The sequence below is a fragment of the Paenibacillus sp. A3 genome (genome assembly GCF_001399685.1).
Classification (GTDB): Bacteria; Bacillota; Bacilli; order Paenibacillales; family NBRC-103111; genus Paenibacillus_G.
In genome coordinates this window covers 1-23,015 of record NZ_JTHN01000134.1, presented here as the reverse complement: position 1 = coordinate 23,015, position 23,015 = coordinate 1, and the positions used below count along the sequence as shown (strand labels likewise).

Genomic DNA, 23,015 nt, shown 5'->3' with positions numbered 1-23,015 from the left:
CGATGGCTCTTCCTGCCATAACGCCTTATCCGATGCCGACGGCGTCCGACCTGCCCGCCAACCGGGTGAATTGGACACCCGATCCGAAACGTGCGGTTTTGCTGATTCATGACATGCAGCAGTATTTCGTGGATGCTTTCACGGCAGGGGCATCCCCTGTCATCGAGCTGATGGAGAACATTTGCACGCTCCGAAGCGTTTGCCACGAGTTGGGAATACCGGTCGTCTATTCCGCCCAGCCGGGCGGCCAGACGCTGGAGCAGCGAGGATTGCTGCAGGATTTCTGGGGTCCCGGGATCGATGACGGGCCCTATCAGAAGCAGATCGTGAAGGAGCTGCTGCCGGGCGAGCGCGATATCGTGCTGACCAAATGGCGGTACAGCGCCTTTCAGAAAACGGATTTCCGCGCCAGACTGACCCAGCTTGGCCGCGACCAGTTAATCGTATGCGGCATCTACGCTCATATCGGCTGCCTCATGACTTCCTGCGAAGCATTCATGCAGGAAGTAGAGCCTTTCTTCGTCGCCGATGCGGTGGCGGACTTCTCGCTGGAGAAGCACCGGCTGGCAATCACCTACGCGGCCGAACGCTGCGCGGTTGCCATCACGACGGAACGCTTGATCAAGGCGCTTCGCGGTGAAGCGGGAACCGCAGCCGAGCCGGAAGCCCTATCGGAAGCTGCATCGGAAGCTGCATCGGAAGCTGCATCGGAAGCGGCTGCGGCGGCGGAAAGTGGGACATTGACCAAGGACGGCTTGCGGGAGCTGGTAGCGGACTTGCTGCAGGAAGCTCCGTCGTCCCTTGCGGAGCACGATAACTTGATTACGCAGTGGGGCCTGGATTCGATCCGCATTATGAGTCTGGCTGAACGGTGGCGGCGATCCGGGGTGGAAGTCACTTTCGTCGAGCTGGCGGAGCGTCCGACGCTGGCCGATTGGTGGGCTCTGCTGTCCGCCCGCTTGAGCAGGGCTTTGCCGAACGGGGATTATATTACGACATGAAGGAGGGAGCGCATATGTCCGAAGCTCGGCAGGCCCGCTGGCCGTTGACGGGGGCGCAGCTGGGGATTTGGTTCGCCCAGCAGCTTGATCCCGAGAGCCCGATGTTTAATACGGGGGAATATATCGATATTCGCGGACCCGTGGACCCGGTGCGTTTCGAAGCGGCGCTGCGTCAAACGGTGGCGGAGGCGGAAACGCTGCATCTGCGCTTCGGCGAAGACGGGGGCGGGCCTTGGCAGCGTCTTGAGCCGTCGTCCGACTGGATGCTGCATCATATGGACTTCAGCGGAGCGGACCATCCGCTGGAAGCGGCGGAGGCTTGGATGAGACAGGACTTGGCCGAGCCGATGGACCTGACGCGCGGACCGCTGTTTACGCAAGCGTTGTTCAAGCTGGCCCCGGACCGGTTTCTCTGGTATCAGCGCATCCATCACCTCGTCATCGACGGCTACAGCTTTTCGTTGCTGGCCCAGAGAGCCGCTCAACTCTATACCGCCTTCTCCCAGGAGCAGCCGCCCGGGCCGGGCGCCTTCGGCACGCTGCAATCGATTCTCCAGGAGGACGAGGCTTATCGCGCTTCGGAGCAGCAGGAGCGGGACCGGGCCTTCTGGCTTGCCCGCTTCGCCGACGCGCCGGAAGCGGTGAGTCTGGGCAGCCGGACGGCCAGAGCCGGGGCGGGCTTCCTGCGCCGGACCGCGCAGCTGTCGCCGGACGATGCGTCCGCGCTGCGGGACGCGGCCGACCGGACGGGAACGACATGGCCCGATGTCGTGATTGCGGCGGCGGCGGCTTACGTTCATCGGATGACCGGGTCCGACGATGTAATTCTCGGTCTGCCCATGATGTGCCGTCTGGGCTCGGCTTCGTTGCGCATTCCGGGCATGGTCATGAACCTGCTGCCGCTGCGTTTGGCCGTGCGGCCCGAGATGCCGCTGTCCGAGCTGCTGCGCCAAGTTTCGCGGGAGGTTCGCGAGGCCCGGCGCCACCAGCTGTACCGGCAGCAGGATATGCGGCGGGAGCTGAAGCTGCTCGGGGAAAACCGCCGCTTGTTCGGGCCGATGATCAACGTGATGCCGTTCGACTATCGGCTGAGCTTTGCCGGCTGCCCCGGCATTCCGCATAATCTGTCTGCCGGGCCTGTGGACGATCTGTCGATCCACGTCTACGACCGATCGGACGGAAGCGGGCTGCGGGTAGACTTCGACGGAAATCCGGCGGTGTATGGGGCGGAAGAGCTGGCGGCCCATCAGCGGCGGTTCCTTGGCTGGCTGGAACGCCTTGCCTCGGCCGATCCCGGGCAGCCGATCTCGCAGATCGACATGCTGCTGCCCGTGGAACGGGACCAGGTCCTCATTGGATGGAACGAGACGGCCCGCGAATTTCCGGAAGCCTCCACGTCCGCAATGGTCGAGGCCCAAGCGGCGCGCACGCCGGATGAGGTTGCCGTCGTTTTCGAGGACACGGTCCTCACGTACGCCGAATTGAATCGGCGCGCCAACCGGCTGGCACATGCGTTGATCTCGCGGGGCGTCGGTCCGGAAGACATCGTGGCGCTGCTGCTGCCGCGGTCGGCGGAAGCGGTCGTGGCGGTTCTGGCCGTCCATAAAACCGGCGCCGCGTATTTGCCGCTGGACCCCGACTATCCGCAGGACCGGTTGGCCTACATGCTTCAAGACGCCGCCCCTCTGTGCATCCTGACGGACAGGGAAACGGCTTCCCGGCTGCCTTCCGGGGCTGCTGGGCCGCTCCTCATGCTTGACGAGCCTGCTGCCGAAGCGGATCTGCTGCGCCAGCCGGAAACTTCTCCCGGCGACGAGGACCGTACGGGCCGTCTGTCGCCTCTTCATCCTGCCTATATTCTTTACACGTCGGGCTCAACCGGCAAGCCAAAAGGCGTGATCGTGACCTTCGGCAGCTTGACCAACCTGCTTACGTCCATGCAGGACAAGTTCCGGCTGAGCGTCCGGGACCGGCTGCTGTCGGTGACGACGATTGCTTTTGACATCTCGGTGCTTGAAATGTTCCTGCCTCTTACGACGGGGGCTCGCATCGTTATTGCTCCGAAGCCGGTGATCGTGGACCCGCCTGCACTGGCGAGGATGATTCACGACTCGGGGGCTACGATCATGCAGGCGACGCCGACCCTGTGGCAGGCGCTCGCGTCGAGCAAGCCCGAGCCGTTCCCCGGCCTGCGGATCATTACGGGCGGCGAGGCGTTTCCGCTGGGGCTGAAGCTCGCGATGCAGTCGCTCGGCTGCGAGGTGCATAACCAATACGGACCGACGGAAACGACGATTTATTCCACCGCCGGGCTCCTGGGCGAAGAGCGCACGGGGACGCCGCCGATCGGCGGGCCGATTGCGAACACGCAGGCTTACGTGCTCGATGCGGGACTGTCTCCGGTGCCGCCGGGCGTAGCGGGCGATCTGTATCTTGCAGGGGCGGGGCTGGCCCGGGGCTATTTGGGCCGACCGGACCTGACGGCCGAGCGATTCGTAGCCGATCCGTTCGGACCGCCCGGCAGCCGGATGTACCGTACGGGCGATCTTGCCCGGTGGCTTGAGGACGGCACTCTCGATTACATAGGCCGTGCCGATCATCAGATCAAGATTCGCGGCTTCCGGGTGGAGCTCGGCGAAATCGAGTCGCTGCTTTCGCGGCATCCGGCCATTGATCAGGTTACGGTCGTCGCGCGGGAGGACCGGCCCGGGGATAAACGGCTTGTTGCTTATTTCACGGCCAATGCCCCGGACGGCCCCGATCCGGCGGAGCTTCGGCACTATGTGGCCGAAGTGATGCCCGATTACATGGTGCCTTCCGCCTTCGTGCCGTTGGCCGCCATGCCGTTGACGCCCAATAAAAAAATCGACCGCAAGGCGCTGCCTGCCCCGGATTTTCACGCAGTCGTCAGCCGCAGTCCGAGAACGCCGCAGGAGGAATTGCTGTGCGGCTTGTTCGCGGAGGTGCTCGGCCTGGCGAAGGCGGGCATCGACGACGACTTCTTCGGGCTCGGCGGCCATTCCCTGCTGGCGGGGCGGATCGTGGCCCGTATCCGGGAAGTGTTCGGCGTGGAATTCGGCATCGGGGGCCTCTTCGAGTCGCCTACCGTCGCCGGTCTCGCCAAGCGTCTCGATCAGGCGCAGGCCGCCAGACCGGCCGTGCGTCCGGCCGAGCGGCCGGAGGCGGTTCCGCTTTCTTTTGCCCAGAACCGGCTGTGGTTTCTGTATCGTCTGGAAGGTCCGAGTCCGACCTACAACATTCCGCTGGTGGCGCGGCTGTACGGCCCGTTAAACGTGGTCGCGCTGGAAGAAGCGCTCGGCGATGTGGTAAGCCGGCACGAGACGCTGCGCACGATTTTCCCGGATACGCAGGGCTCTTCGCAGCAGCTCATTCTGGATGCGGCGGCTGCCAAGCCCCGATTGCTTGTAACCGAAGTCCGCGAAGACGACCTGTCCGAGCGGTTGGAGGAGGCAGTGCGCTACGGCTTCCGGCTCGCCGAGGAGCCTTCGCTTCGCGCCGAATTGTTCGTGCTTGGCGAGAACGAATACGCCCTGCTGCTGCTGCTTCACCATATCGCGGGCGACGGCTGGTCGCTGGTGCCGCTCACCCGCGAGCTGTCCGCCGCCTACGCTGCCCGTCTGCGGGGCGAATCGCCCGCTTGGGCTCCGCTGCCGGTGCAATATGCCGACTATGCGATCTGGCAGGAGCGGCTGCTTGGCAGCGAGGGCGATGCCGACAGCTTGATCGCGAAGCAGCTCGCCTACTGGACCCGGACGCTGCAGGGCTTGCCGGATGAGCTGACGCTGCCGACCGACCGTCCGAGGCCTGCGGCGGCAAGCTATCGGGGCGGGGTTGTCCGCTTCCGGATCGGCAGCGAGCTGAACCTCCGGCTTGCGGAGCATGCCCGCGAAAGCAAGGCCAGCTTGTTCATGGTGCTGCAGTCCGCGCTTGCGGTGCTGCTTACCCGGCTCGGCGGCGGGACGGATATCCCGATCGGCAGTCCGATTGCGGGGCGGAGCGACGATGCGCTGGACGGCCTGGTCGGCTTGTTCATCAATACGCTGGTGCTTCGCACCGATACGTCCGGCGATCCGTCCTTCCGCGAGCTGCTGGCCCGCGTCCGCCAGGCGAGTCTGGCTGCTTACGAGCATCAGGATGTGCCTTTCGAACGTTTGGTCGAGGTGCTGAATCCCGTACGCTCGCGGGCCCGGCACCCGCTGTTCCAGATCATGCTGGTGCTGCAAAATACGCCCGATGCTGCGCTGGATCTGCCCGGAGTAGAGGCGCGTCTTCAATTGGATAGCCCCGGCACGGCCAAGTTCGATCTGACCTTCGAGCTGAACGAGCGCCGCAGGCCGGATGGCACGCCGGACGGGATGGAGGGGCTTCTGGAGTACAGCTCCGATCTGTTCGAGCGCAGCACGGCGGAAATGCTGGCCGCGCGGTTTGTGCAGATGCTGGAGGGAGCGGCGGCCGAGCCGGATCAGCCGATCGGGTGGCTGGATATCTTGATGCCCGACGAGCGCAGCAGCCTGCTGTCGCAGTGGCGCGAGCCGCTGCCCGTGACGCCGGGGGCTCATCTGCCCGCGCTGTTCGAGGCGCAGGTGGCCCGTACTCCCGATTCGGCGGCCGTCGTCTACGAGGAGGAGAGCCTCGACTATGCGGAGCTGAACCGCCGCGCCAACCGGCTGGCGCATCTGCTGATCGCCGAAGGCGTCGGCCCCGAGCAGATGGTGGCGCTGGCGCTGCCGCGTTCGATAGAGATGGTGATCGGCGTGCTGGCCGTGCTGAAGGCCGGGGCTGCGTACTTGCCGCTGGACCCGGATTATCCTGCCGACCGGCTGGCTTATATGCTGGAGGACGCCCGGCCGGTGTATGTCGTCACAAGCGAAGCTGGGGCTCAGGGCTTGCCGGATACCGGCAGCCTGCCGCGACTGGTGCTGGATGCGCCGGATACGGCGGGACGGCTAAGGGCGTATTCGCCGGATAACCCTGGTGACGCCGATCGCAGAGGGCCGCTGTCGCCGCTCAGCCCAGCGTATATGATCTATACCTCGGGCTCGACGGGCAAGCCGAAAGGCGTCGTTATCCCGCATCAGAACGTCATACGGTTGTTTGCCTCGACGCAGCATTGGTTCGGCTTCGGTTCGGAGGATGTCTGGACGCTGTTCCATTCGTATGCTTTCGACTTTTCCGTATGGGAAATCTGGGGACCGCTTCTCCATGGCGGCCGCCTCGTGGTGGTGCCGCACACGGTCAGCCGGTCGCCCGCGGAGTTCCTGCAATTGCTCGTAAGAGAGCGGGTTTCAGTGCTGAATCAGACGCCGTCGGCGTTTTATCAGCTGATGCAAGCGGACCGCGAGCATCCGTCGCTGGGCGGGGAGCTGGCTCTGCGCTACGTCGTCTTCGGCGGCGAGGCGCTGGAGCTCGGACGGCTGGAGGAATGGTATGCGCGCCATCCGGACGACGCCCCGAGATTGATCAACATGTACGGCATTACCGAGACAACCGTGCATGTCAGCTACAAGGAGTTGGACCGCAGCAGCGCCGCTTCGGGGAGCGGCAGCTTGATCGGCGAAGCGATTCCGGATTTGCGGGTCTACGTTCTGGATGAAGCGCTGCAGCCCGTACCGCCCGGGGTGGTGGGAGAAATGTATGTGGCCGGAGCCGGACTGGCGCGCGGCTATTGGGGACGTCCGGGTCTGACGGCGGAGCGCTTCGTGGCCGATCCGTTCGGCGCGCCGGGCTCCCGGATGTACCGTACCGGCGACTTGGCCCGGCGCTTCGCGGACGGCTCGCTGGATTATTTGGGCCGGGCGGATCATCAGGTGAAGATCCGCGGGTTCCGCATCGAGCCGGGCGAGATCGAGGCGGTTCTGGCAAGGCATCCCGGCGTCGCTCAGGTCGCCGTCGTGGTGCGCGAGGATCAGCCGGGCGACAAGCGGCTGGTCGCATACGTCGTCCCCGCGCCGGACTCGCTCGCCGAGCCTGCGGAACTGCGCCGGTATGCGGGAGCCAGCCTGCCGGATTACATGGTGCCGTCGGCCGTCATCGGCATGGACGCCCTGCCGCTTACGCCGAACGGCAAGCTGGACCGGAAGGCGCTGCCTGTGCCGGATTGGACCGTCGACCCCGACGGAAGAGGCCCGCGCACGCCGCAAGAAGAAGTGTTGTGCGATTTGTTCGCCGAAGTGCTGGGGCTGCGGCGTGTGGGGATCGACGACGGCTTTTTCGAGCTCGGGGGGCATTCGCTGCTGGCGGTGCGGCTGATGAGCCGCATTCGTGAAGCGATGGGCCGCGATCTCGGCATCGGCGTCCTCTTCGAGACGCCAACGGTTGCCGGGCTTGCGGAGCGGCTGGAGATGGGGACGGATCAATCCGCGCTCCAAGTGCTCCTGCCGCTGCGGGCCCATGGTACCGAGCTGCCGCTCTTCTGCGTGCATCCGGCGGGCGGGCTTAGCTGGTGCTACGCCGGCCTGATGAAGCATCTCGGGATGGAATACCCGATCTACGGCCTTCAGGCCCGGGGCATTGCGCAGAGCGAGACGCTGCCGCAGTCGCTGGACGAGATGACGGCGGATTACATTGCGCACATCCGCACGGTGCAGCCAACCGGCCCGTACCGGCTGCTCGGCTGGTCGCTCGGCGGCAACGTGGCGCAGGCCATGGCCGTCCAACTGCAGCAGGAAGGGGAGGAAGTCGAGTTCCTTGCGATGCTGGATGCCTTCCCAAGCCATTATTTGCCGATTCGCGGCGAAGTGGACGAGGAAGAAGCGCTGACCGCGATGCTGGCGCTCGGCGGCTACGACCCGGACAGTCTCGGCGACGTTCCGCTCACCATGGCCGCCGCCATTGAGATTCTGCGCAGCGACGGCAGCGCGCTGGCAAGCTTGGACGAAGCGATTATCCGGAATCTGCGCACGACCTACGAGAATTCGGTCCGTCTGTTAGGGGCGTACGTGCCGAAGCGGTACGAGGGCGATCTGCTGTTCTTCCATTCCACAATTATTCCGGACTGGTTCGATCCGATCGATCCCGAGATGTGGCGCCCGTATATTAGCGGGCAGATGGAGCGCTACGATATTGCATGCCGGCATAAAGACCTGTGCCAGCCCGGACCGCTGACGGAAATCGGACAGCAGATTTCGGTGAAGCTGCAGGCGCTGAAAAGTCGGACAGTCAAAACCTTCAGGGAGGAAATCAAACGATGACCAATCCATTCGAGCGAACGGACAGCGACTACCTGGTGTTGATCAATGACGAGGGGCAGCATTCGCTTTGGCCCGCTTTCATCCCGGTTCCGCAGGGCTGGACTGCGGTGTTCGGGCAGGCTGCGCGTGAGGCGTGCCTCGACTATATCGCTGCACACTGGTCGGATCTGCGGCCTCGCAGCCTACATGCCGAGCCTGTCTGCGCCGACACGAAGCAGGGATGAAGGAAGGACCGAGTCCCAAAGTCGTTGTATGCATCGTCTACGTCGCCGCCATGTTCATGGCGGCGATGGACGCCACCGTCCTGAACGTTGCGCTGGGCACCATCAGCCGGGAGTTGAACATACCGCCGGCGGCTTCCGGCGCGCTCAACGTCGGCTATCTGGCGAGCCTTGCTCTTGTCCTGCCGGTAGCGGGCTGGCTCGGAGACCGCTGGGGAAGCAAACGGATATTGCTGCTGGCGCTCGGCTTGTTCACCGGGGCCTCCGCCTTGTGCGGACTGGCCGACGGTCTGGCGGAGCTTACCGCGTACCGGGTGCTGCAAGGCATCGGCGGCGGCTTACTGATGCCCGTCGGCATGGCGATGCTGTTCCGGGCCTTTCCGCCGCAGGAGCGGGCCAAGGTGTCGCGGGCGCTGGTGCTGCCCATTGCCGCAGCGCCTGCGCTAGGACCGATCGTCAGCGGCTTGCTGACGGACCAGTTCTCCTGGCGCTGGATTTTCTACATCAATCTCCCGGTCGGTATTCCGATTCTGCTGTTCGGACTGCTGTATCTCAAAGAGCATAAGGAACCGGAAGCCGGCCGGCTGGATCTGCCGGGCTTCCTGCTCTCCGCTCCCGGGATGGCGCTGACGATGTACGCCCTCAGCCAAGGGCCGGTTCTCGGCTGGCACTCGCCATGGATTGCGGGCACCGGACTCCTGGGCTTGCTTTTGCTGGCCGCTCTCGTCGTCGTCGAACTGCGTGAGCCGAAGCCGATGCTGGATTTGCGTCTGCTGAGCGACAGGCTGTTCCGCACGGCGGGGCTCGTCGGCATGTGCTCGGCCGCCGGCCTGCTCGGAATGCTCTACGTCTTCCCGCTGATGTACCAATATGTGCTAGGCGCCTCGGCGCTTGAGACCGGACTGACGACGTTTCCGGAAGCGCTGGGGCTGATGGTATCGTCCCAGCTCGTGCCTTGGTTTTATCGGAAGCTCGGCCCCAAACGGCTCATCATGACGGGGCTGCTCTGCACAATGGCGATCTTCGTGCTGCTGAGCTTCGTTCACGAGGGTACCGATCCATGGCTGATCCGCGGGCTGCTGTTCGGCGTGGGCGTCTGCTTGGGCCATACGGTCGGCGCGGTGCAGATCGCCTCGTTCGCCAACATTCCCCCTTCGTCGATGGGGCGCGCATCGACCTGGTTCTCGGTCCAGAACCGGCTTGGCTCCGCGATCGGTCTTGCGCTGCTGTCCGGCATTCTCGCAGCCGTAGGCACGGGAGCGGCGAACACAGCCGGAGTCATGGAGCCGAATTTGACGGCTTACCGGTCCGCACTGTTAGGAGCGGCCAGCTTCCTGCTGCTCGGTCTGTGGTTTGCGTCCGGCATCCGCGATTCCGAAGCCGCCGCAACGCTCCGCAAGCATGGAGCCCCGGTCAAGACTGGGGGAGAGCGAAGCTCCCCTGCCGAAGGGTAATGAATACGAACGAGATTGCCGACGATCCGGCCCCAAAAGCCGGGTTGCGGCAATCTTTTTATTTATTGCCAAGAAACGATCAGGATACCGGCCAGGGTGTAGCCTACCCCGATCCACTGATTCCAAGCTGGCTTTTCGCCTCCCGCAAGCACTCCCCACAGCAAAGTCACGATGGCAAACAGGGAAGCTGCCGTGATGACGATAGAGGTGTCCTCCAGTCCCAATCCGGTGTTGTAGCTGACAAGAGCGACCGCATCCAGAATGCCGACGATGGCGACCAGTCCGGCGCCGTTCCTGCCCGGAGGAGTGAGCTTGATCTTCAGCAGCCGGTAAAGGACCGGAAGCAGGATCGTGGCCTGCAGCCGTCCGATCCAGACGGTCAGCAGACCGCCGAGCGCCTCCTGCGCGAAACGGAGTCCGAAGAAGGCCGCACCGAGAAACAACGAGGCCAGGATGGCCCAAAGCACTCCGCTCGCCAACGCAGTGCCGGACCGCTGTTTCGACTTCCCGGACCATACTATGGATGCCAGTATGACTCCCGACAATGTCATGACAATGCCAAGCCAAGTCCCCGTGCCCAACCGTTCCCCGGACAGAAAGGCCAGAACGACGGTCACTACCGAGAAGCTGGAGGCGACAGGTGCGACAACGGCGGAGCTTCCGGTAAGCAGCCCTTGATACAGAAAAAGAATTCCGATCAGATCGACCGCCATCCAGAGGCTGGCTGCGGCAGCATGCTGGAGCGACAACAGAGCATGCCACTGTCCTTTCCAGAAGACGGCGGCCGTCAAAAAGAGGAGGCCGACGAGCTGCATATAAAAGAGAGTGGAAAATACGCCGATTTTTTTGCCCGATTTTCCCGCGAAGAAATCGGCCGTTCCGAAGGATAAGGCCGATACAAGCCCGAGAAGCATGCCGTTCATGAAAGCTCCCTCCTTTTCGAAAAAAATAGTTGTATAATCAATTATTTCTTATGCAATTAAATTAACACGGTTTAGTTGCTCCGTCAACGCGGAATCAAGTATGATGAAGTTAACCGATGTTCAGGAGGAAGAACGGGATGCACCGACTTGAGGAAGACCAGCTTGCGGCTTGGCGGGCTTTTGTCAATGCCCATGCCGCCGTGATTAAACGAATCGAAGCCGATTTATCCGATCAACGAAGAGAGCCGCTTACGACGTATGATGTTTTGGTAGCCTTGTACCAGTCGCCGGACAAAAAGCTGCGGATGAGCGATTTGGCCAATAAAGTCGTATTAACCCGAAGCGGACTGACCCGGGTGATCGAGCGGCTGGAACGGGAAGGGCTTGTCGAAAGGGAACGGACGGAGGAAGACCGTCGGGGAGCCTTTGCCGTGCTGACCCGGGAAGGGAAGCGGGAATTTCTCCGAACGTGGCCGGTCTATGCGGAGGGGATTTACAATTACTTCGTAAGCGTGCTGGACGAAGAGGAGCGGAAGGCCGTCGAGAAAGCCCTGACGAAAGTTACGGAGGCGCTGAAAAAAGGAGAAGGCTAAAGAAAGCTACAGACCGAACGCATAAACGGATGCATTACAAAACCGAACGAAAAACCGGCATGGAGCAAGCGGCGAGCTGCTCTTTTTTGTTGCTTCGCGCCATAATTTCGTCGGCAAGGGAATTCATTTGGGATCGCCCAAGACTTCATTTTTTCTATCGGAGGAGAGCTTTGCATGAACCGAATCTTCTTTAAAGACAACCCATGGCCCAACGGCCACGGCATCAAGGAATTCGAATGGCACGCCCGTCTGGAGCCGGACAGCGGCATCTGGTTCGATCTGCATCTGGAATCCGAGGACTACTATGCGGAAGACAACGACGACGACGAGGAAGACGAAGTGCCGGAGGATGCGCCCGACTGGAAGCACAAAATCGTATGGAATAATTACCATTCTGTTATTTTGTCCTCTACGTATTGGGGACACCAAGGCTTTTTGGCCGGCTCGGCGGCAAGCAAGCTTGAATTTGGCAAGCTCCCGGATACGACGTTTCAAGTCGACACGCTTCCCCTGCCGGAAGAGCACGATTATGAGGATGCCGCCTTCGGCATTTATTTGCTGGGCCATGACTCCGCAGCGGATCACCGCATCCGTTTTGTCAAAAACGCCGGTTTTGCGGACTATACGGTGCGCTGGTCGGGCCGAATCGCGCTGACTTATGTCGGAGAGGAAGAATATAAGTATGCGTTTGAGGCCAGCATAGTGAATGCCGTCTTCGGCGGAATCGAGCTTCCCGAGGGCTGCAGCCCGGAAGAGGGGCGCCTGCTGCTGGAGACTTATGTTTCGGACCCGGACCTGTTCGTATGGTCCCCGGAACGCCAAAGGTTTGTCTTAGGGATCTGACAGCCATCACTTTCGAGAAAATAGACATATATGCGGACTTAATTGTAGGCGTGCCTGTTCGTCGGGTACTGCCTTTTTTTGTGAGGAAAAGTAAGAATCGCCTCGATATCCCAATAGAGATACATACGGAGGTGGGGTATCTGCTGGAGGAGCGATAGCGTTCGCCTTTGTCTGCGGGAAATATTCGCTACTAAGCGGCTTCAAATATAAATTTCCTGCAGACCCGGGGTCCCCGCAAAGTAATCGGACTAAGCTTCCCTGATTCAACTTCACTTTGCGGGGTTGGGCAGCGCCCGGAAGTAGATACCCCACCCCCCTCGTGCAGCTCTATTACGTCAATTGACCACTTTCTCAACAAGCTAACCGCTTCTTGTTGACAGAAGCGGTATTAAATTTTATATTCTAATTGGGAACTATTAAGGAATTATTCCGTTAATAAATTGCAGTCAGGTTTTGCACAGGAGAGGATTATATACCGATGGACATCAGCCAAGAAGTGCTGCGCATCAAAAGCAAGCTCATACAAAGAAGGCGGGACTTTCACATGTACCCCGAATCGGGCTGGGTGGAATACCGCACGGCGGCGATTATCGCGGAACAATTGAGCCGGCTCGGATACCATGTTCACGTGCGGGAGGAAGCGTGCAAATCCGCTTCGCGCATGGGCGTCCCCCAGCCTGAAGTGCTGTGGCACCACGAGAACCGAGCGATTGAGGAAGGGGCCGATCCGAGCTGGGTCGAACGGATGCGGGACGGTCATACGGCCGTCGTGGGAGTCATCCGGACGAGGAAGCCGGGACCTGTCATAGCGCTGCGCTTCGATATCGATTCCAACGACCTGACGGAGTGCGCCGCCGAAGACCATCGTCCCGTCCGGGAAGGCTTCGCTTCGCGCCACGAGAACATGATGCACGCCTGCGGGCATGACGGGCATGCGGCAATCGGACTTGGCGTAGCAGAGCTGCTGGCCGGGTACAAGGAACGCCTGAGCGGGGAAATCCGCCTGCTGTTCCAGCCTGCGGAGGAAGGCAGCCGCGGAGCCAAAGCGATGGTCGATGCCGGATGGCTCGACGGCGTAGACTATTTGTTCGGCGGGCACATCGCCTTCAAGAGCAAAATGCTGGGCGAAATCGTCGCCGCGGTCGGAGGCTTCTTGGCGACGACCAAAATCAACGCCGTCTTCACCGGCAAAGCGGCCCATGCGGGCGCAGCTCCGGAGGAAGGGCGCAACGCCCTGCTGGCTGCGGCCTCGGCGATTGTGCATTTGAACGGCATCAGCCGCCACAGCGAAGGGGCGACCCGGATTAACGTCGGCACGCTCAAAGCGGGCTCGGGCCGCAACATCGTGGCCGACAAAGCGGTGATGGAGCTGGAAACGCGCGGCGAGACGACCGAGCTGAACGATTTTATGAAAAAGGAGACGATCCGCATCTTGGAGCAGACGGCCAAATTGCACGACGTCGCCTGCGAATGGGAGATCGTCGGTGAAGCGCCGGGAGCCGAGAGCAGCTCCGGATTAATTCCGCTCATCCGGCGGGAGGCGGAGAAGATGGGCAGCGTCAAATCTTTCGTGCCGAGAATGGACTTGGGCGGATCGGAGGATGTCGTCTATATGATGAACCGTGTGCAGGAACAGGGCGGCCAAGCGTCTTACTTGCTGTTCGGCTCGCCGCTGACCGACGGGCACCATCAGGTCCGCTTCGATTTTGACGAGGACGTGCTGCTGATCGGGACGGAAATGTTGGTTCGGCTTGTATTGGCATGTCAAGAAGGATAAGTCTAAGCAAAAGGGAGGCTGGGCGGTGCCGATCAGGCGTATCGATCTATGAAAGCGCTACCCTGGACGCCGCCCGCGAAAGCGGCGCCGTGCGTAAGCGCCGTTCGCGGGCGGCGGCAGTGGCGGACGATTAGCGCAGCTCCTTGACCCGGAATATTTTGCGGGGACGGCCGCGGCTGGTCGGCGCTTCCTCGCCGATGAGCTCGACGAGGCCGTGCTCTTCCAAGTCGCCGAGGATGCGGCGTGCGTTCCGCTTGGTCATGCCGAGCCATTCGGCGATGTCGGGGGCGCTGATCGAATTTTGACCCAAGTTTTTTTGGACGGACAGCAGCTTGTTGTAGGTCGTGATCGTCACGCCCGCTCTTTTCAGCAGCTCGCTTGTCTTGATATCCTCCGTCCGATAGTTGAAGTTGATGCTGCCCGTCTGCCGCAGGGGACCTTCGATATCGCCCGTGTCGGTGACCAGAATGGCGCAGAAATTGCCGGTTTTTTTGGCATGCTGCAGGGCGATCTGCGCATTGCGTTCGGCAGCCAGCGCGGTCACGCCGAACCCGATGCCGATGTTCGTTTTCAGGTCGGTGAGCAGGGCGATTTTTTCGAGCAGCACGGAAGGATGGGCGCTCGCCTCGGCCGTTTCGAACGCTCCCCGGGTCGTGAAGACGATATATTTCCCGTTGCCCAGGGCGACGAAGGAGCCGGACAGCGCCTCGACATGGCCCAGAATCGTCTCTTGAAGCTGGAGGTCCAGCCGGCGCACGTCGTAGGAGCTTTTGTTTTGCCCGATCAGCTTTTCCGGCTCCTCGATATCGATGAGCATGACCGCGATCTGCGATTTTTTGAAATGCATGGTTTCGCCCGCGGTGCTGGCCAGATGGAGCATCGTGCGGATCGTCATCCGGTTGGGCGTAATCCGGTATACGGGAATGCCCTGCGACTTCAGCTCCTCGTACACCCGGCTCAAGCAGGTGGCGCAGGCATCGACCTTGCCTTGAGCGAACAGCCCGGAGTGGAAGGCGACCAGCTCTTCGGTCGGCTTGAAGCCGGTATACGACAGCAGCGGAATGGCGTCGTAAGCCAGATCCAGCTCCGCGCAGGTTTCGTAGAAAGGCTCCGGCAGGATCGTATCGAAGCTGACCCGCCCGAGCTGCAGCCGGTCGCGGTATACGATTTCGAGCAGTACCTTTGTCAGGGAGGACCCGTTCAACTGCGGGAAAAGCGCCGTTTGCTTAATGTTCTGTTCCTGAGCGATAGCATAAGGGGCTTGCCCCGAAAATACCCATATGTCAATATGATGTTCTTCGCGCCGGACGATATCCGACGTTTCGCTTACGTTCTGATAAACGAACGGAACGATCGTCAACCGGTCTTGAAACTCTTGGCCGATCTCGCGAATCAGGTCGATCGAATCTTTCGGGCCGACGGCTCCAACTCTGGCAATCATATCGTTTGATGTCCTTTCCGAATGTAAAAATGCCGGACCTATTCCAAGTTCGGAGCAGCCTGCAAAAATCCTTCTGAAATGCGGGTCCGGATCGATTTTTATTTGTTGACACTATCATAGCACATGTTTTATAGTTTATTAAGGGACTATTAAGGGAATTTTTCCACTAAATCGGGGGTGGTTATTCTTGCAGGACGTCTTTGACTATATCGAGCGGCACCGGGACGAGTACATCCGCTGGCTGCAGGCGTTATGCCGCCAGCCGAGCGTTGCGGCGCAAAACCGGGGGATGGCGGAGATGGCAAAGATGGTGGAGGGGCTGATCCGGGAGATCGGCGGCCACGCGAAGCGGATCGACACTTCCGGCTACCCGGTCGTTTACGGCGAGTTTGCAAACGACAAAAAGAAAACGCTCTCTTTTTATAACCACTACGATGTGCAGCCGGAGGACCCGGTGGAGCTGTGGGACTCGCCGCCTTTTGCCGCCGAAATTCGGGATGGACGCATCTACGCCCGGGGAGTCGCGGACAACAAAGGCAATCTGACCGCCCGGCTCGCTGCGGTGCATGCCTATACGGCAGTGCGGGGCGGGCTTCCGCTGAACGTGAAGTTCGTTGTTGAGGGCGAAGAAGAGATCGGCAGTCTGCATCTCCGCGAATTTGTCGACGGGCATAGGGAGCTTGTGCAAGCGGACGGCTGCATCTGGGAGTTCGGCTACAAGAACGCGGACGGGAGCCTGCAGGCCAGCTTCGGGGTGAAAGGCATGTGCTACGTCGAGCTCGTGTGCCGGGGGGCGAATACGGAGATGCATTCTTCGCATGCGGCCGTCATCGAAAATCCGGCCTGGCGGTTAATCTGGGCGCTGAGCACGCTCAAAACACCGGACGAACGCATACATATCAAAGGCTTTTACGATAAGGTAGCTTCGTTGTCCGAGGCGGACATCGAGGCGCTCCGGCAGATGGCTTACGACGAAGAAAGCACCTTGGAGAAGTTCGGTCTGGACTCGTTCCTTCTGGGACTATCCGGTCTGCCGCTGAAAGAAAAGCTGATTTACCAGCCGACCTGTACCGTGTGCGGGTTTCAATCGGGCTATACCGGCCAGGGCAAGAAGACGGTCCTGCCGTCCGAGGCGAGAGTGAAGCTGGATTTTCGTCTCGTGCCCGATCAGGACCCGTTCGAAATCTTCCGGCTTCTGCGCCGGCATTTGGACGAGCACGGCTTCGCCGATATCGAAGCGATTCCGTATACGATGACATATCCGGCCCGTACGCCGCTCGATAACGCTCTGGCACGGTCGGTCGTCCGGACGGCCAAGGAGGTCTATGGGACGGAGCCGACGCTGAAGCCGATGTCGCCCGCGACCGGCCCGATGTACATTTTGTGCCAGCGCATCGGCATTCCTGCGGTTTCCGTCGGGGTCGGGCATTTTGCTTCGAATAACCATGCCCCGAATGAAAATATCGCGGTCGACGATTATATCCAAGGCATCAAGCATATTGCGGCCATTATCGAAGACTTTGCCATCCAAGAGTAATCTTGAAGGGGGACACACATTTATGAAAAGGTTTACATCCATCAGCTTGGCCTTGGTTCTTGCGTTGTCGGTTGGCCTTGCCGGCTGCGGCAAACCGGATGCGGCGGGTGCAGGCGGGCAGCAGGGAAGCGGGCAAACGAAGGAAAAAGTGCTGACCATTGCCCGAAGCGGCGACATTCTCGGCTTCGACGTCCACAACCACGGCTTTACGAGCACGGAGTCGGTTCATGTCAACATGTTCAACTACTTGGTCAAGCGGGACCGGGAAGGCAAGTTTCAGCCCGATCTGGCCGTATCGTGGGAAAATGTGAACCCGACCACCTGGCGGTTCAAATTGCGCCCGGGCGTCAAATTCCAGAACGGCGATCCGTTTACGGCGGCCGACGTGAAATTTTCGCTGGAGCGTGTCGCCCAAGACGCCAAGCTGGTGGAGAATGGCAACTACAAGCAGATCAAGGAAGTGAAGGTCGTCGACGAGCTGACGGCCGACGTCATTACCCACGAAGCGGAGCCGGTTCTGCTGTCGCGTCTGTCCCGCCTCGGCTCCAGCATGCTGCCGTCCAAATACATTCAGGAAAAAGGCTGGGATGAATTTCTTAAAAAGCCTGTAGGAACGGGCCCGTACAAATTCTCCGAGTGGATTCGCGACGACCGCGTCATTCTGGTGAAAAACGACGACTATTTCGGCGAAAAAGGGAAATGGGACAAGCTGGTGTTCCGCACGATTCCGGAGGAAGCGACACGGGTCTCCGAGCTGCTGACCGACGGGGTCGACATCGCGGTGCAGATTCCGCCGACCGATATGAAACGGATCAACAACGTAAACTCGACGCAGACGATCAGCGGTCCGACGACGCGCGTCATGATGCTGTCGCTGCGCACGACGAGCGGTCCGACGGCCGATCCGCGCGTGCGCGAGGCCATCGATCTGGCGATCAACAAAAAAGCGATTATCGACAGCCTGTTCGAAGGCGACGGCAAAGAAACGCTGACGCCGATTATCCCGGGCATCTTCGGAGCGAAGCCGGATTTGTTCGGCAAGTCCAACTACAATCCCGAGCGCGCCAAGCAATTGCTGAAGGAAGCCGGTTTTGAAAACGGTCTCACCATTAGCTTCACCGGCTCGGTAGGCAAGTCGCTCAAGGATAAGGAAACGTCGGAGCTGATCGCGGCGATGCTGGAGGAAGTGGGCATTAAGGTGAAGCTGGAAATTTTGGAATCGAGCAAATTCAACGAAAAACGCAATGCCGGCACGACGGGCGATATGTTCCTTGTCGCGTACTCCAACTCGATGTTCGACGCCGCGCTGCTGTATAAGCGTTTGAAACCGGATACAGGGTACAACAATCCCGAAGTGACGAAGCTGCTGAGCGACGCGGAGAAAAATATGAACGCCCAGGAGCGGGAGAAGCAGTTCCAGCAGGTGCAGGACATTTTGGCCAAGGACCGCCCGCAAATTCAACTGCTGCAATTGAGCGCGAACTACGGCATCAACAAACGCATAGAGTTTACTCCGAGAATCGACGAAATCACATATGCGGACGAAATTATTTTGAAGTAGGCCTAACCTAACACTTGTTCGAGGGGTCTCAGTCGCAGACCCCTTTGTCATTCCATCCTGTCCTTGGGAGGTACACCGTGAGGCAATTTTTCGTGAAGTCGATTATGCAGTTCATCCCCGTACTGTTTCTGATCTCCCTGATCGTGTTCCTGCTCGTCCACGTCTCCGGAGATCCGGTCACGCTGATGCTTCCGGACACGGCGACGGACGAAGACCGTAGGGCGCTGACCGTGGCGCTCGGCCTGGATCAGCCGCTGCACATCCAATATTTTAAATTTATGGCTCAGCTGGTGCGGGGGGATTTCGGGGATTCGTTCCGGTACAATCAGCCTGCGCTGCCGATCGTATTGGACCGGCTGCCGGCAACGTTCGAGCTCGCGGCTGCGGCGATGGTCATCGCGACGGTCATCGCCATTCCGCTCGGCATTATTTCTGCGACCAAGCGCAATTCGTTCTGGGACGTGTTCGCTACCGGAGCGGCGGTGCTCGGCAAGGCGATGCCGCATTTTTGGCTCGGCATCATGTTTATTCTGCTCTTCTCCGTGAACCTGGGGCTGTTCCCGGTGTCCGGCCGCGGCACGCTGCTGCATCTGGTCCTGCCCGCCGTAACGCTCGGAACGGGGATCGCCGCCGAGATGACGCGCTTGATCCGCTCCAGCATGCTGGAAATTTTGGGACAGGATTATATTCGAACCGCCCGCAGCAAGGGCGTAGCCGAGAAGCTCGTCATTTACAAGCATGCGTTCCGCAACTCGCTCATCCCGGTCGTCACGATCATGGCGCTGCAAATTTCCACGCTGATCAGCGGGGCGCTCATTACGGAGACGATCTATGCGTGGCCCGGCATGGGGCAGCTCATTATTCAAGCGGTCAATACCCGGGATATGGCGATCGTACAGGCGGCCGTGTTCGTCATCGCGTTCTTGGTCATTCTAAGCAACATGCTCGCGGACCTTGTCTACCGGCTGCTGGATCCGCGCATCAAATTCAATTAAACGCAGGAGGCGAGCGCACACATGAGCGTATCGATTGAAGCGCAAAGCGGACAGGTTAGCGCAGCATCCGCATCGAAGCGTCCCGGCAAGGCGGCGCGCATCGTCCGTTCGCTGTTGAAGAGCAAGACGGGCACCATCGGATTTATCATCGTCGTTGCGGTCGTGTTCATGGCGGTCTTCGCCGGCGCCCTGGCGCCGCACGATCCTGCCAAAACAAATGCGGTCAAGCGGCTGCTGCCTCCGATGTGGATGGCGAAGGGCACGGCGGACCATCCGCTCGGCACGGACAATTTGGGACGCGACGTCCTCAGCCGCATCATTTACGGCTCGCAAATCTCGCTGCTCGTCGGCGTATGCGCCGTGGCCGTCGCCGGAACAATCGGCGTGATCCTGGGGCTGATCTCGGGATATTACGGAGGCTGGACCGACCGGATCATTATGCGGATCGTCGATGCCTTCCTGGCGATCCCGAACATCTTGTTCATGCTCGTGATTCTTGCGGTGCTCGGTCCCGGCTTGTTCTCGCTCATTTTCGTGCTGGGGGTCACCAACTGGGTCAAGTACGCGCGCATTATCCGCGGGGAAGTGCTCAGCGTCAAGGAGCGCGATTATGTGAGAGCGGCCCGCGCCGTCGGCTCGCGGGACGTACGGATTATTTTCAAGCATATTCTGCCCAACGTCGTTTCGTCGTTCATCGTCGTGTCCACGCTGAGCATCGCCACCACCATTATTTTGGAAGCTTCTTTAAGCTTTCTCGGTCTGGGCATTCAGCCGCCGACCGTCACGTGGGGCGGCATGCTGAGCGACGGCAGACAATATCTGGCTACCAGCTGGTGGGTCGCGACGTTCCCCGGCATTGCCATAACGATTACCGTGCTGGGGATCATCTTCCTCGGCGACTGGCTGCGCGATATATTGGACCCGCGAATGAAAACGAAAGAATCTTAACTCGCGGGATGTACACGACACGAATCGAGGTGAACCCTTTGACGCCACTGTTGGAAGTTAAAAACTTGAAAACCCATTTCAAAACCGAGGGAGGCGTCGTCGCCTCCGTCAACGGGGTTTCGTTCACGGTATCGAAAGGGGAGACGCTCGCCATCGTCGGCGAATCCGGATGCGGCAAGAGCGTCACGTCCCTGTCCATTATGGGACTCGTCGCTTCGCCGGGCAAAGTGGTCGGCGGGGAGATTTTGCTGGAAGGCGAGAACCTGCTCGGCAAGAGCCATAAAGAAATGCGCAAGCTGAGGGGCAACAAGCTTTCGATGATTTTTCAGGAGCCGATGACGTCCTTGAATCCGGTGTTCACGATCGGGAATCAGCTGGGCGAAGTGTTTCGCAATCACCAGAACGCGGACAAAAAGCAGGCGAGAGCGAAAAGCATCGCCATGCTGGAGAGCGTCGGCATCCCGCGGGCGGACAAAGTCGTCGATTATTTCCCGCACCAGCTTTCCGGCGGCATGCGGCAGCGCGTCATGATCGCGATGGCGCTGGCCTGCAATCCGGCGCTGTTGATCGCCGACGAGCCGACGACCGCGCTCGACGTGACGATTCAGGCGCAAATTCTGGAGCTGCTCAAAGGCTTGAGCAAGGACCGGGATACGGGCGTCGTGCTGATCACCCACGATCTCGGCGTCGTCGCGGAGATGGCCGACCGGGTCGTCGTGATGTATGCCGGCGAGGTCGTGGAGGAGGCGGACGTGTTCGAACTGTTCGCCCGTCCGAGGCACCCGTATACGAAAGGGTTGCTCGGGTCGCTGCCGAAGCTTGACGAGCAGCGCGAAGAGCTGGACTCTATCTACGGCTCGGTGCCCAATCCGCTGAACATGCCGGGCGGCTGCGCGTTCCACCCGCGCTGCCCGGCCGCAACCGAGCACTGCAAGTCCAACGTTCCGATGCTCGAACCGGTTGCCGCGGGCCATTGGGCGCGCTGCTTCTACAGTAAGGAGTGATTTGACATGAGCCAAACGAGCCAGCTACTATTGGAAGTTAAAGGGTTAAAAAAGCATTTTCCGTACAAGCAAGGCTTGTTTTCCCGGCAAAAAGGGGTTGTGCATGCCGTAGACGGCCTCGACTTTACCGTGAACCGCGGGGAGACGCTCGGGATCGTGGGCGAGTCCGGGTGCGGGAAGTCGACGGCGGGCCAGCTTATTTTGCAGCTGCTGGAGCCGACGGCAGGCGAAGTCTGGTTCGAGGGCCAGAACTTGACCGCGCTTGGCAAAGAGGACGTGCGCAAGGTGCGCCGCCATCTGCAAATCATTTTCCAGGACCCGTACTCGTCGCTGAACCCGAGAATGAAGGTCGAGGACATCGTCGCCGAGCCGCTGGAGGTACACGGCCTGTACAAAGGCGCGGCTTTGAAGGAGCGGGTCGTCGAGCTGCTGCGGCTGGTCGGTCTGGACGAGCACCATATGTCGCGGCATCCCCACGAATTCAGCGGCGGCCAAAGGCAGCGCATTGGAATCGCCCGGGCGCTCGCGCTGAATCCGAGCCTGATCGTATGCGACGAGGCGGTATCCGCCCTGGATGTGTCGATCCAATCGCAAATTTTGAATCTGCTCAAGAAACTGCAAAAGGAACTGAAGCTGACTTATATTTTCATCGCCCACGGGCTGCCGGCGGTCAAGCACATCAGCGACCGCATCGCCGTCATGTACTTGGGCAAAATCGTCGAGCTGGCGGACCGCGACTCCTTGTTCGCGCACCCCCGCCATCCGTATACGCAAGCGCTGCTATCGGCCGTTCCGGTGCCTGATCCGACGCAGCGGAAGGAGCGCATCATTCTGCAGGGCGATCTGCCCAATCCGGCGAACCCTCCGAAGGGCTGCAGCTTTCATACGCGCTGCCCTTACGCGCAGGACATTTGCCGCAGCGCACCGCCTGCATTGGAGCGGCAAGCGGACGGCCATTTGGCGGCTTGCCATTTTCCGCTATAAAGGAGCGACCAATCGATGGAATCGAAAGCTTTGACCGAGCCAAACGATAAGCTGCATGCTTATCTTACCGTGCTGTCCGCCTATCAGCCGCAAGTGGTTCCGGGGCGCGGCAGGGTGACGTTTTTAACCAAGAAAACCGGCCTGCCCCAGCTGTGGAGCTGGGATGCGGCGACGGACCGCTGCGAGCAGGTGATCCAGCTGTCCGACCGGGTCGTGGAAGCCAAGCATTCTCCGTGCGGCACCCGGACGGTGATCGGGATGGATCATAAGGGGAACGAGAAGCAACAGCTTTATGTGCTTGACAACGACACGCTGGACGTGCAGGAGCTGACGGTGTCCCCGCAGCATTTTCACAATGTCGGAGACTGGTCTCCCTGCGGGCGGAAAATCGCATTTTCCAGCAACCGCCGGGGTCCCGGACTGTTCGATGTTTTCGTGCAGGACGTCGAGACGAAGCAGGTCGAGGAGGTTTACCGGCATGAGGGCCGGTGCGTACCGCTCTGCTGGCTGCCGGACGGCAGC

At 60.6% G+C, this 23,015-nt stretch carries 16 protein-coding genes; 14 read left to right on the top strand and 2 right to left on the bottom strand.

Annotated features, from left to right (window positions below; all coding sequences use genetic code 11):
* Positions 1-2 precede the first annotated feature (2 nt).
* Genes QJ48_RS20245 through QJ48_RS20230 form a run of 4 tightly spaced genes read left to right on the top strand, consistent with a single transcriptional unit; the run spans position 3 to position 9,887 of the window.
* On the top strand, positions 3-1,001 hold the full coding sequence (locus tag QJ48_RS20245) for an isochorismatase family protein (protein WP_054975328.1): 999 nt from the start codon (positions 3-5) through the stop codon (positions 999-1,001).
* Positions 1,002-1,015: 14 nt separating this feature from the next.
* Positions 1,016-8,212, top strand: coding sequence for a non-ribosomal peptide synthetase (locus QJ48_RS20240; RefSeq protein ID WP_054975327.1), 7,197 nt, complete (start codon positions 1,016-1,018; stop codon positions 8,210-8,212).
* On the top strand, positions 8,209-8,436 hold the full coding sequence (locus QJ48_RS20235; protein ID WP_054975326.1) for an MbtH family protein: 228 nt from the start codon (positions 8,209-8,211) through the stop codon (positions 8,434-8,436). The genes QJ48_RS20240 and QJ48_RS20235 overlap by 4 nt, the downstream gene beginning before the upstream one ends.
* Positions 8,433-9,887 (top strand): DHA2 family efflux MFS transporter permease subunit, encoded by a 1,455-nt coding sequence (locus QJ48_RS20230; RefSeq protein ID WP_054975325.1) that lies wholly within the window; start codon positions 8,433-8,435, stop codon positions 9,885-9,887. The genes QJ48_RS20235 and QJ48_RS20230 overlap by 4 nt, the downstream gene beginning before the upstream one ends.
* Before the next feature lie 62 nt (positions 9,888-9,949).
* On the opposite strand, the gene QJ48_RS20225 is transcribed toward QJ48_RS20230, so the two are convergent.
* Positions 9,950-10,810, bottom strand: a complete 861-nt coding sequence (locus QJ48_RS20225; protein WP_054975324.1) for a DMT family transporter — start codon at positions 10,808-10,810, stop codon at positions 9,950-9,952.
* Between the two features lie 137 nt (positions 10,811-10,947).
* On the opposite strand from QJ48_RS20225, the gene QJ48_RS20220 reads away from it, so the two are divergent.
* The 3 genes from QJ48_RS20220 to QJ48_RS20210 all read left to right on the top strand — a co-directional run bounded on the left by QJ48_RS20220 (position 10,948) and on the right by QJ48_RS20210 (position 14,023).
* A complete protein-coding gene (locus tag QJ48_RS20220) occupies positions 10,948-11,403 on the top strand; it encodes a MarR family winged helix-turn-helix transcriptional regulator (RefSeq protein ID WP_054975323.1) in 456 nt (151 codons plus the stop codon).
* Positions 11,404-11,577: 174 nt separating this feature from the next.
* Positions 11,578-12,246 (top strand): hypothetical protein, encoded by a 669-nt coding sequence (locus tag QJ48_RS20215; protein WP_054975322.1) that lies wholly within the window; start codon positions 11,578-11,580, stop codon positions 12,244-12,246.
* Between the two features lie 478 nt (positions 12,247-12,724).
* Positions 12,725-14,023 carry an amidohydrolase gene (locus QJ48_RS20210; RefSeq protein WP_054975321.1) on the top strand — a complete coding sequence of 433 codons (1,299 nt, stop codon included), beginning with the start codon at positions 12,725-12,727 and terminating at the stop codon, positions 14,021-14,023.
* A gap of 130 nt (positions 14,024-14,153) precedes the next feature.
* Here the strand turns inward: QJ48_RS20210 and QJ48_RS20205 are convergent, their stop codons facing one another.
* Positions 14,154-15,464 (bottom strand): hypothetical protein, encoded by a 1,311-nt coding sequence (locus QJ48_RS20205; RefSeq protein WP_082420602.1) that lies wholly within the window; start codon positions 15,462-15,464, stop codon positions 14,154-14,156.
* Between the two features lie 187 nt (positions 15,465-15,651).
* On the opposite strand from QJ48_RS20205, the gene QJ48_RS20200 reads away from it, so the two are divergent.
* The 7 genes from QJ48_RS20200 to QJ48_RS20170 all read left to right on the top strand — a co-directional run.
* The gene (locus QJ48_RS20200; RefSeq protein ID WP_054975320.1) at positions 15,652-17,001 is read left to right on the top strand and encodes a M20/M25/M40 family metallo-hydrolase; all 1,350 of its coding nucleotides are present in this window, start codon (positions 15,652-15,654) and stop codon (positions 16,999-17,001) included.
* Between the two features lie 22 nt (positions 17,002-17,023).
* A complete protein-coding gene (locus QJ48_RS20195) occupies positions 17,024-18,562 on the top strand; it encodes an ABC transporter substrate-binding protein (RefSeq protein WP_054975319.1) in 1,539 nt (512 codons plus the stop codon).
* Positions 18,563-18,639: 77 nt separating this feature from the next.
* Positions 18,640-19,557 (top strand): ABC transporter permease, encoded by a 918-nt coding sequence (locus QJ48_RS20190; RefSeq protein WP_054975318.1) that lies wholly within the window; start codon positions 18,640-18,642, stop codon positions 19,555-19,557.
* A 21-nt stretch (positions 19,558-19,578) separates the two neighbouring features.
* Complete coding sequence (locus tag QJ48_RS20185) at positions 19,579-20,505, top strand: ABC transporter permease (protein ID WP_054975317.1); 927 nt, start codon at positions 19,579-19,581, stop codon at positions 20,503-20,505.
* Positions 20,506-20,513: 8 nt separating this feature from the next.
* Positions 20,514-21,509 (top strand): ABC transporter ATP-binding protein, encoded by a 996-nt coding sequence (locus tag QJ48_RS20180; protein WP_054975316.1) that lies wholly within the window; start codon positions 20,514-20,516, stop codon positions 21,507-21,509.
* A gap of 6 nt (positions 21,510-21,515) precedes the next feature.
* Complete coding sequence (locus QJ48_RS20175) at positions 21,516-22,493, top strand: ABC transporter ATP-binding protein (RefSeq protein ID WP_054975315.1); 978 nt, start codon at positions 21,516-21,518, stop codon at positions 22,491-22,493.
* A 15-nt stretch (positions 22,494-22,508) separates the two neighbouring features.
* A partial coding sequence (locus tag QJ48_RS20170; protein WP_369126845.1) for a TolB family protein occupies positions 22,509-23,015 on the top strand: 507 nt, incomplete at its 3' end.

Bases quoted from the DNA above. Each gene is read 5' to 3' on its own strand.
- QJ48_RS20245 (WP_054975328.1), top strand. From the start codon at position 3: ATGGCTCTTCCTGCCATAACGCCTTATCCGATGCCGACGGCGTCCGAC.
- QJ48_RS20240 (WP_054975327.1), top strand. From the start codon at position 1,016: ATGTCCGAAGCTCGGCAGGCCCGCTGGCCGTTGACGGGGGCGCAGCTG.
- QJ48_RS20235 (WP_054975326.1), top strand. From the start codon at position 8,209: ATGACCAATCCATTCGAGCGAACGGACAGCGACTACCTGGTGTTGATC.
- QJ48_RS20230 (WP_054975325.1), top strand. From the start codon at position 8,433: ATGAAGGAAGGACCGAGTCCCAAAGTCGTTGTATGCATCGTCTACGTC.
- QJ48_RS20225 (WP_054975324.1), bottom strand. From the start codon at position 10,810: ATGAACGGCATGCTTCTCGGGCTTGTATCGGCCTTATCCTTCGGAACG.
- QJ48_RS20220 (WP_054975323.1), top strand. From the start codon at position 10,948: ATGCACCGACTTGAGGAAGACCAGCTTGCGGCTTGGCGGGCTTTTGTC.
- QJ48_RS20215 (WP_054975322.1), top strand. From the start codon at position 11,578: ATGAACCGAATCTTCTTTAAAGACAACCCATGGCCCAACGGCCACGGC.
- QJ48_RS20210 (WP_054975321.1), top strand. From the start codon at position 12,725: ATGGACATCAGCCAAGAAGTGCTGCGCATCAAAAGCAAGCTCATACAA.
- QJ48_RS20205 (WP_082420602.1), bottom strand. From the start codon at position 15,464: ATGATTGCCAGAGTTGGAGCCGTCGGCCCGAAAGATTCGATCGACCTG.
- QJ48_RS20195 (WP_054975319.1), top strand. From the start codon at position 17,024: ATGAAAAGGTTTACATCCATCAGCTTGGCCTTGGTTCTTGCGTTGTCG.
- QJ48_RS20185 (WP_054975317.1), top strand. From the start codon at position 19,579: ATGAGCGTATCGATTGAAGCGCAAAGCGGACAGGTTAGCGCAGCATCC.
- QJ48_RS20180 (WP_054975316.1), top strand. From the start codon at position 20,514: ATGTACACGACACGAATCGAGGTGAACCCTTTGACGCCACTGTTGGAA.
- QJ48_RS20175 (WP_054975315.1), top strand. From the start codon at position 21,516: ATGAGCCAAACGAGCCAGCTACTATTGGAAGTTAAAGGGTTAAAAAAG.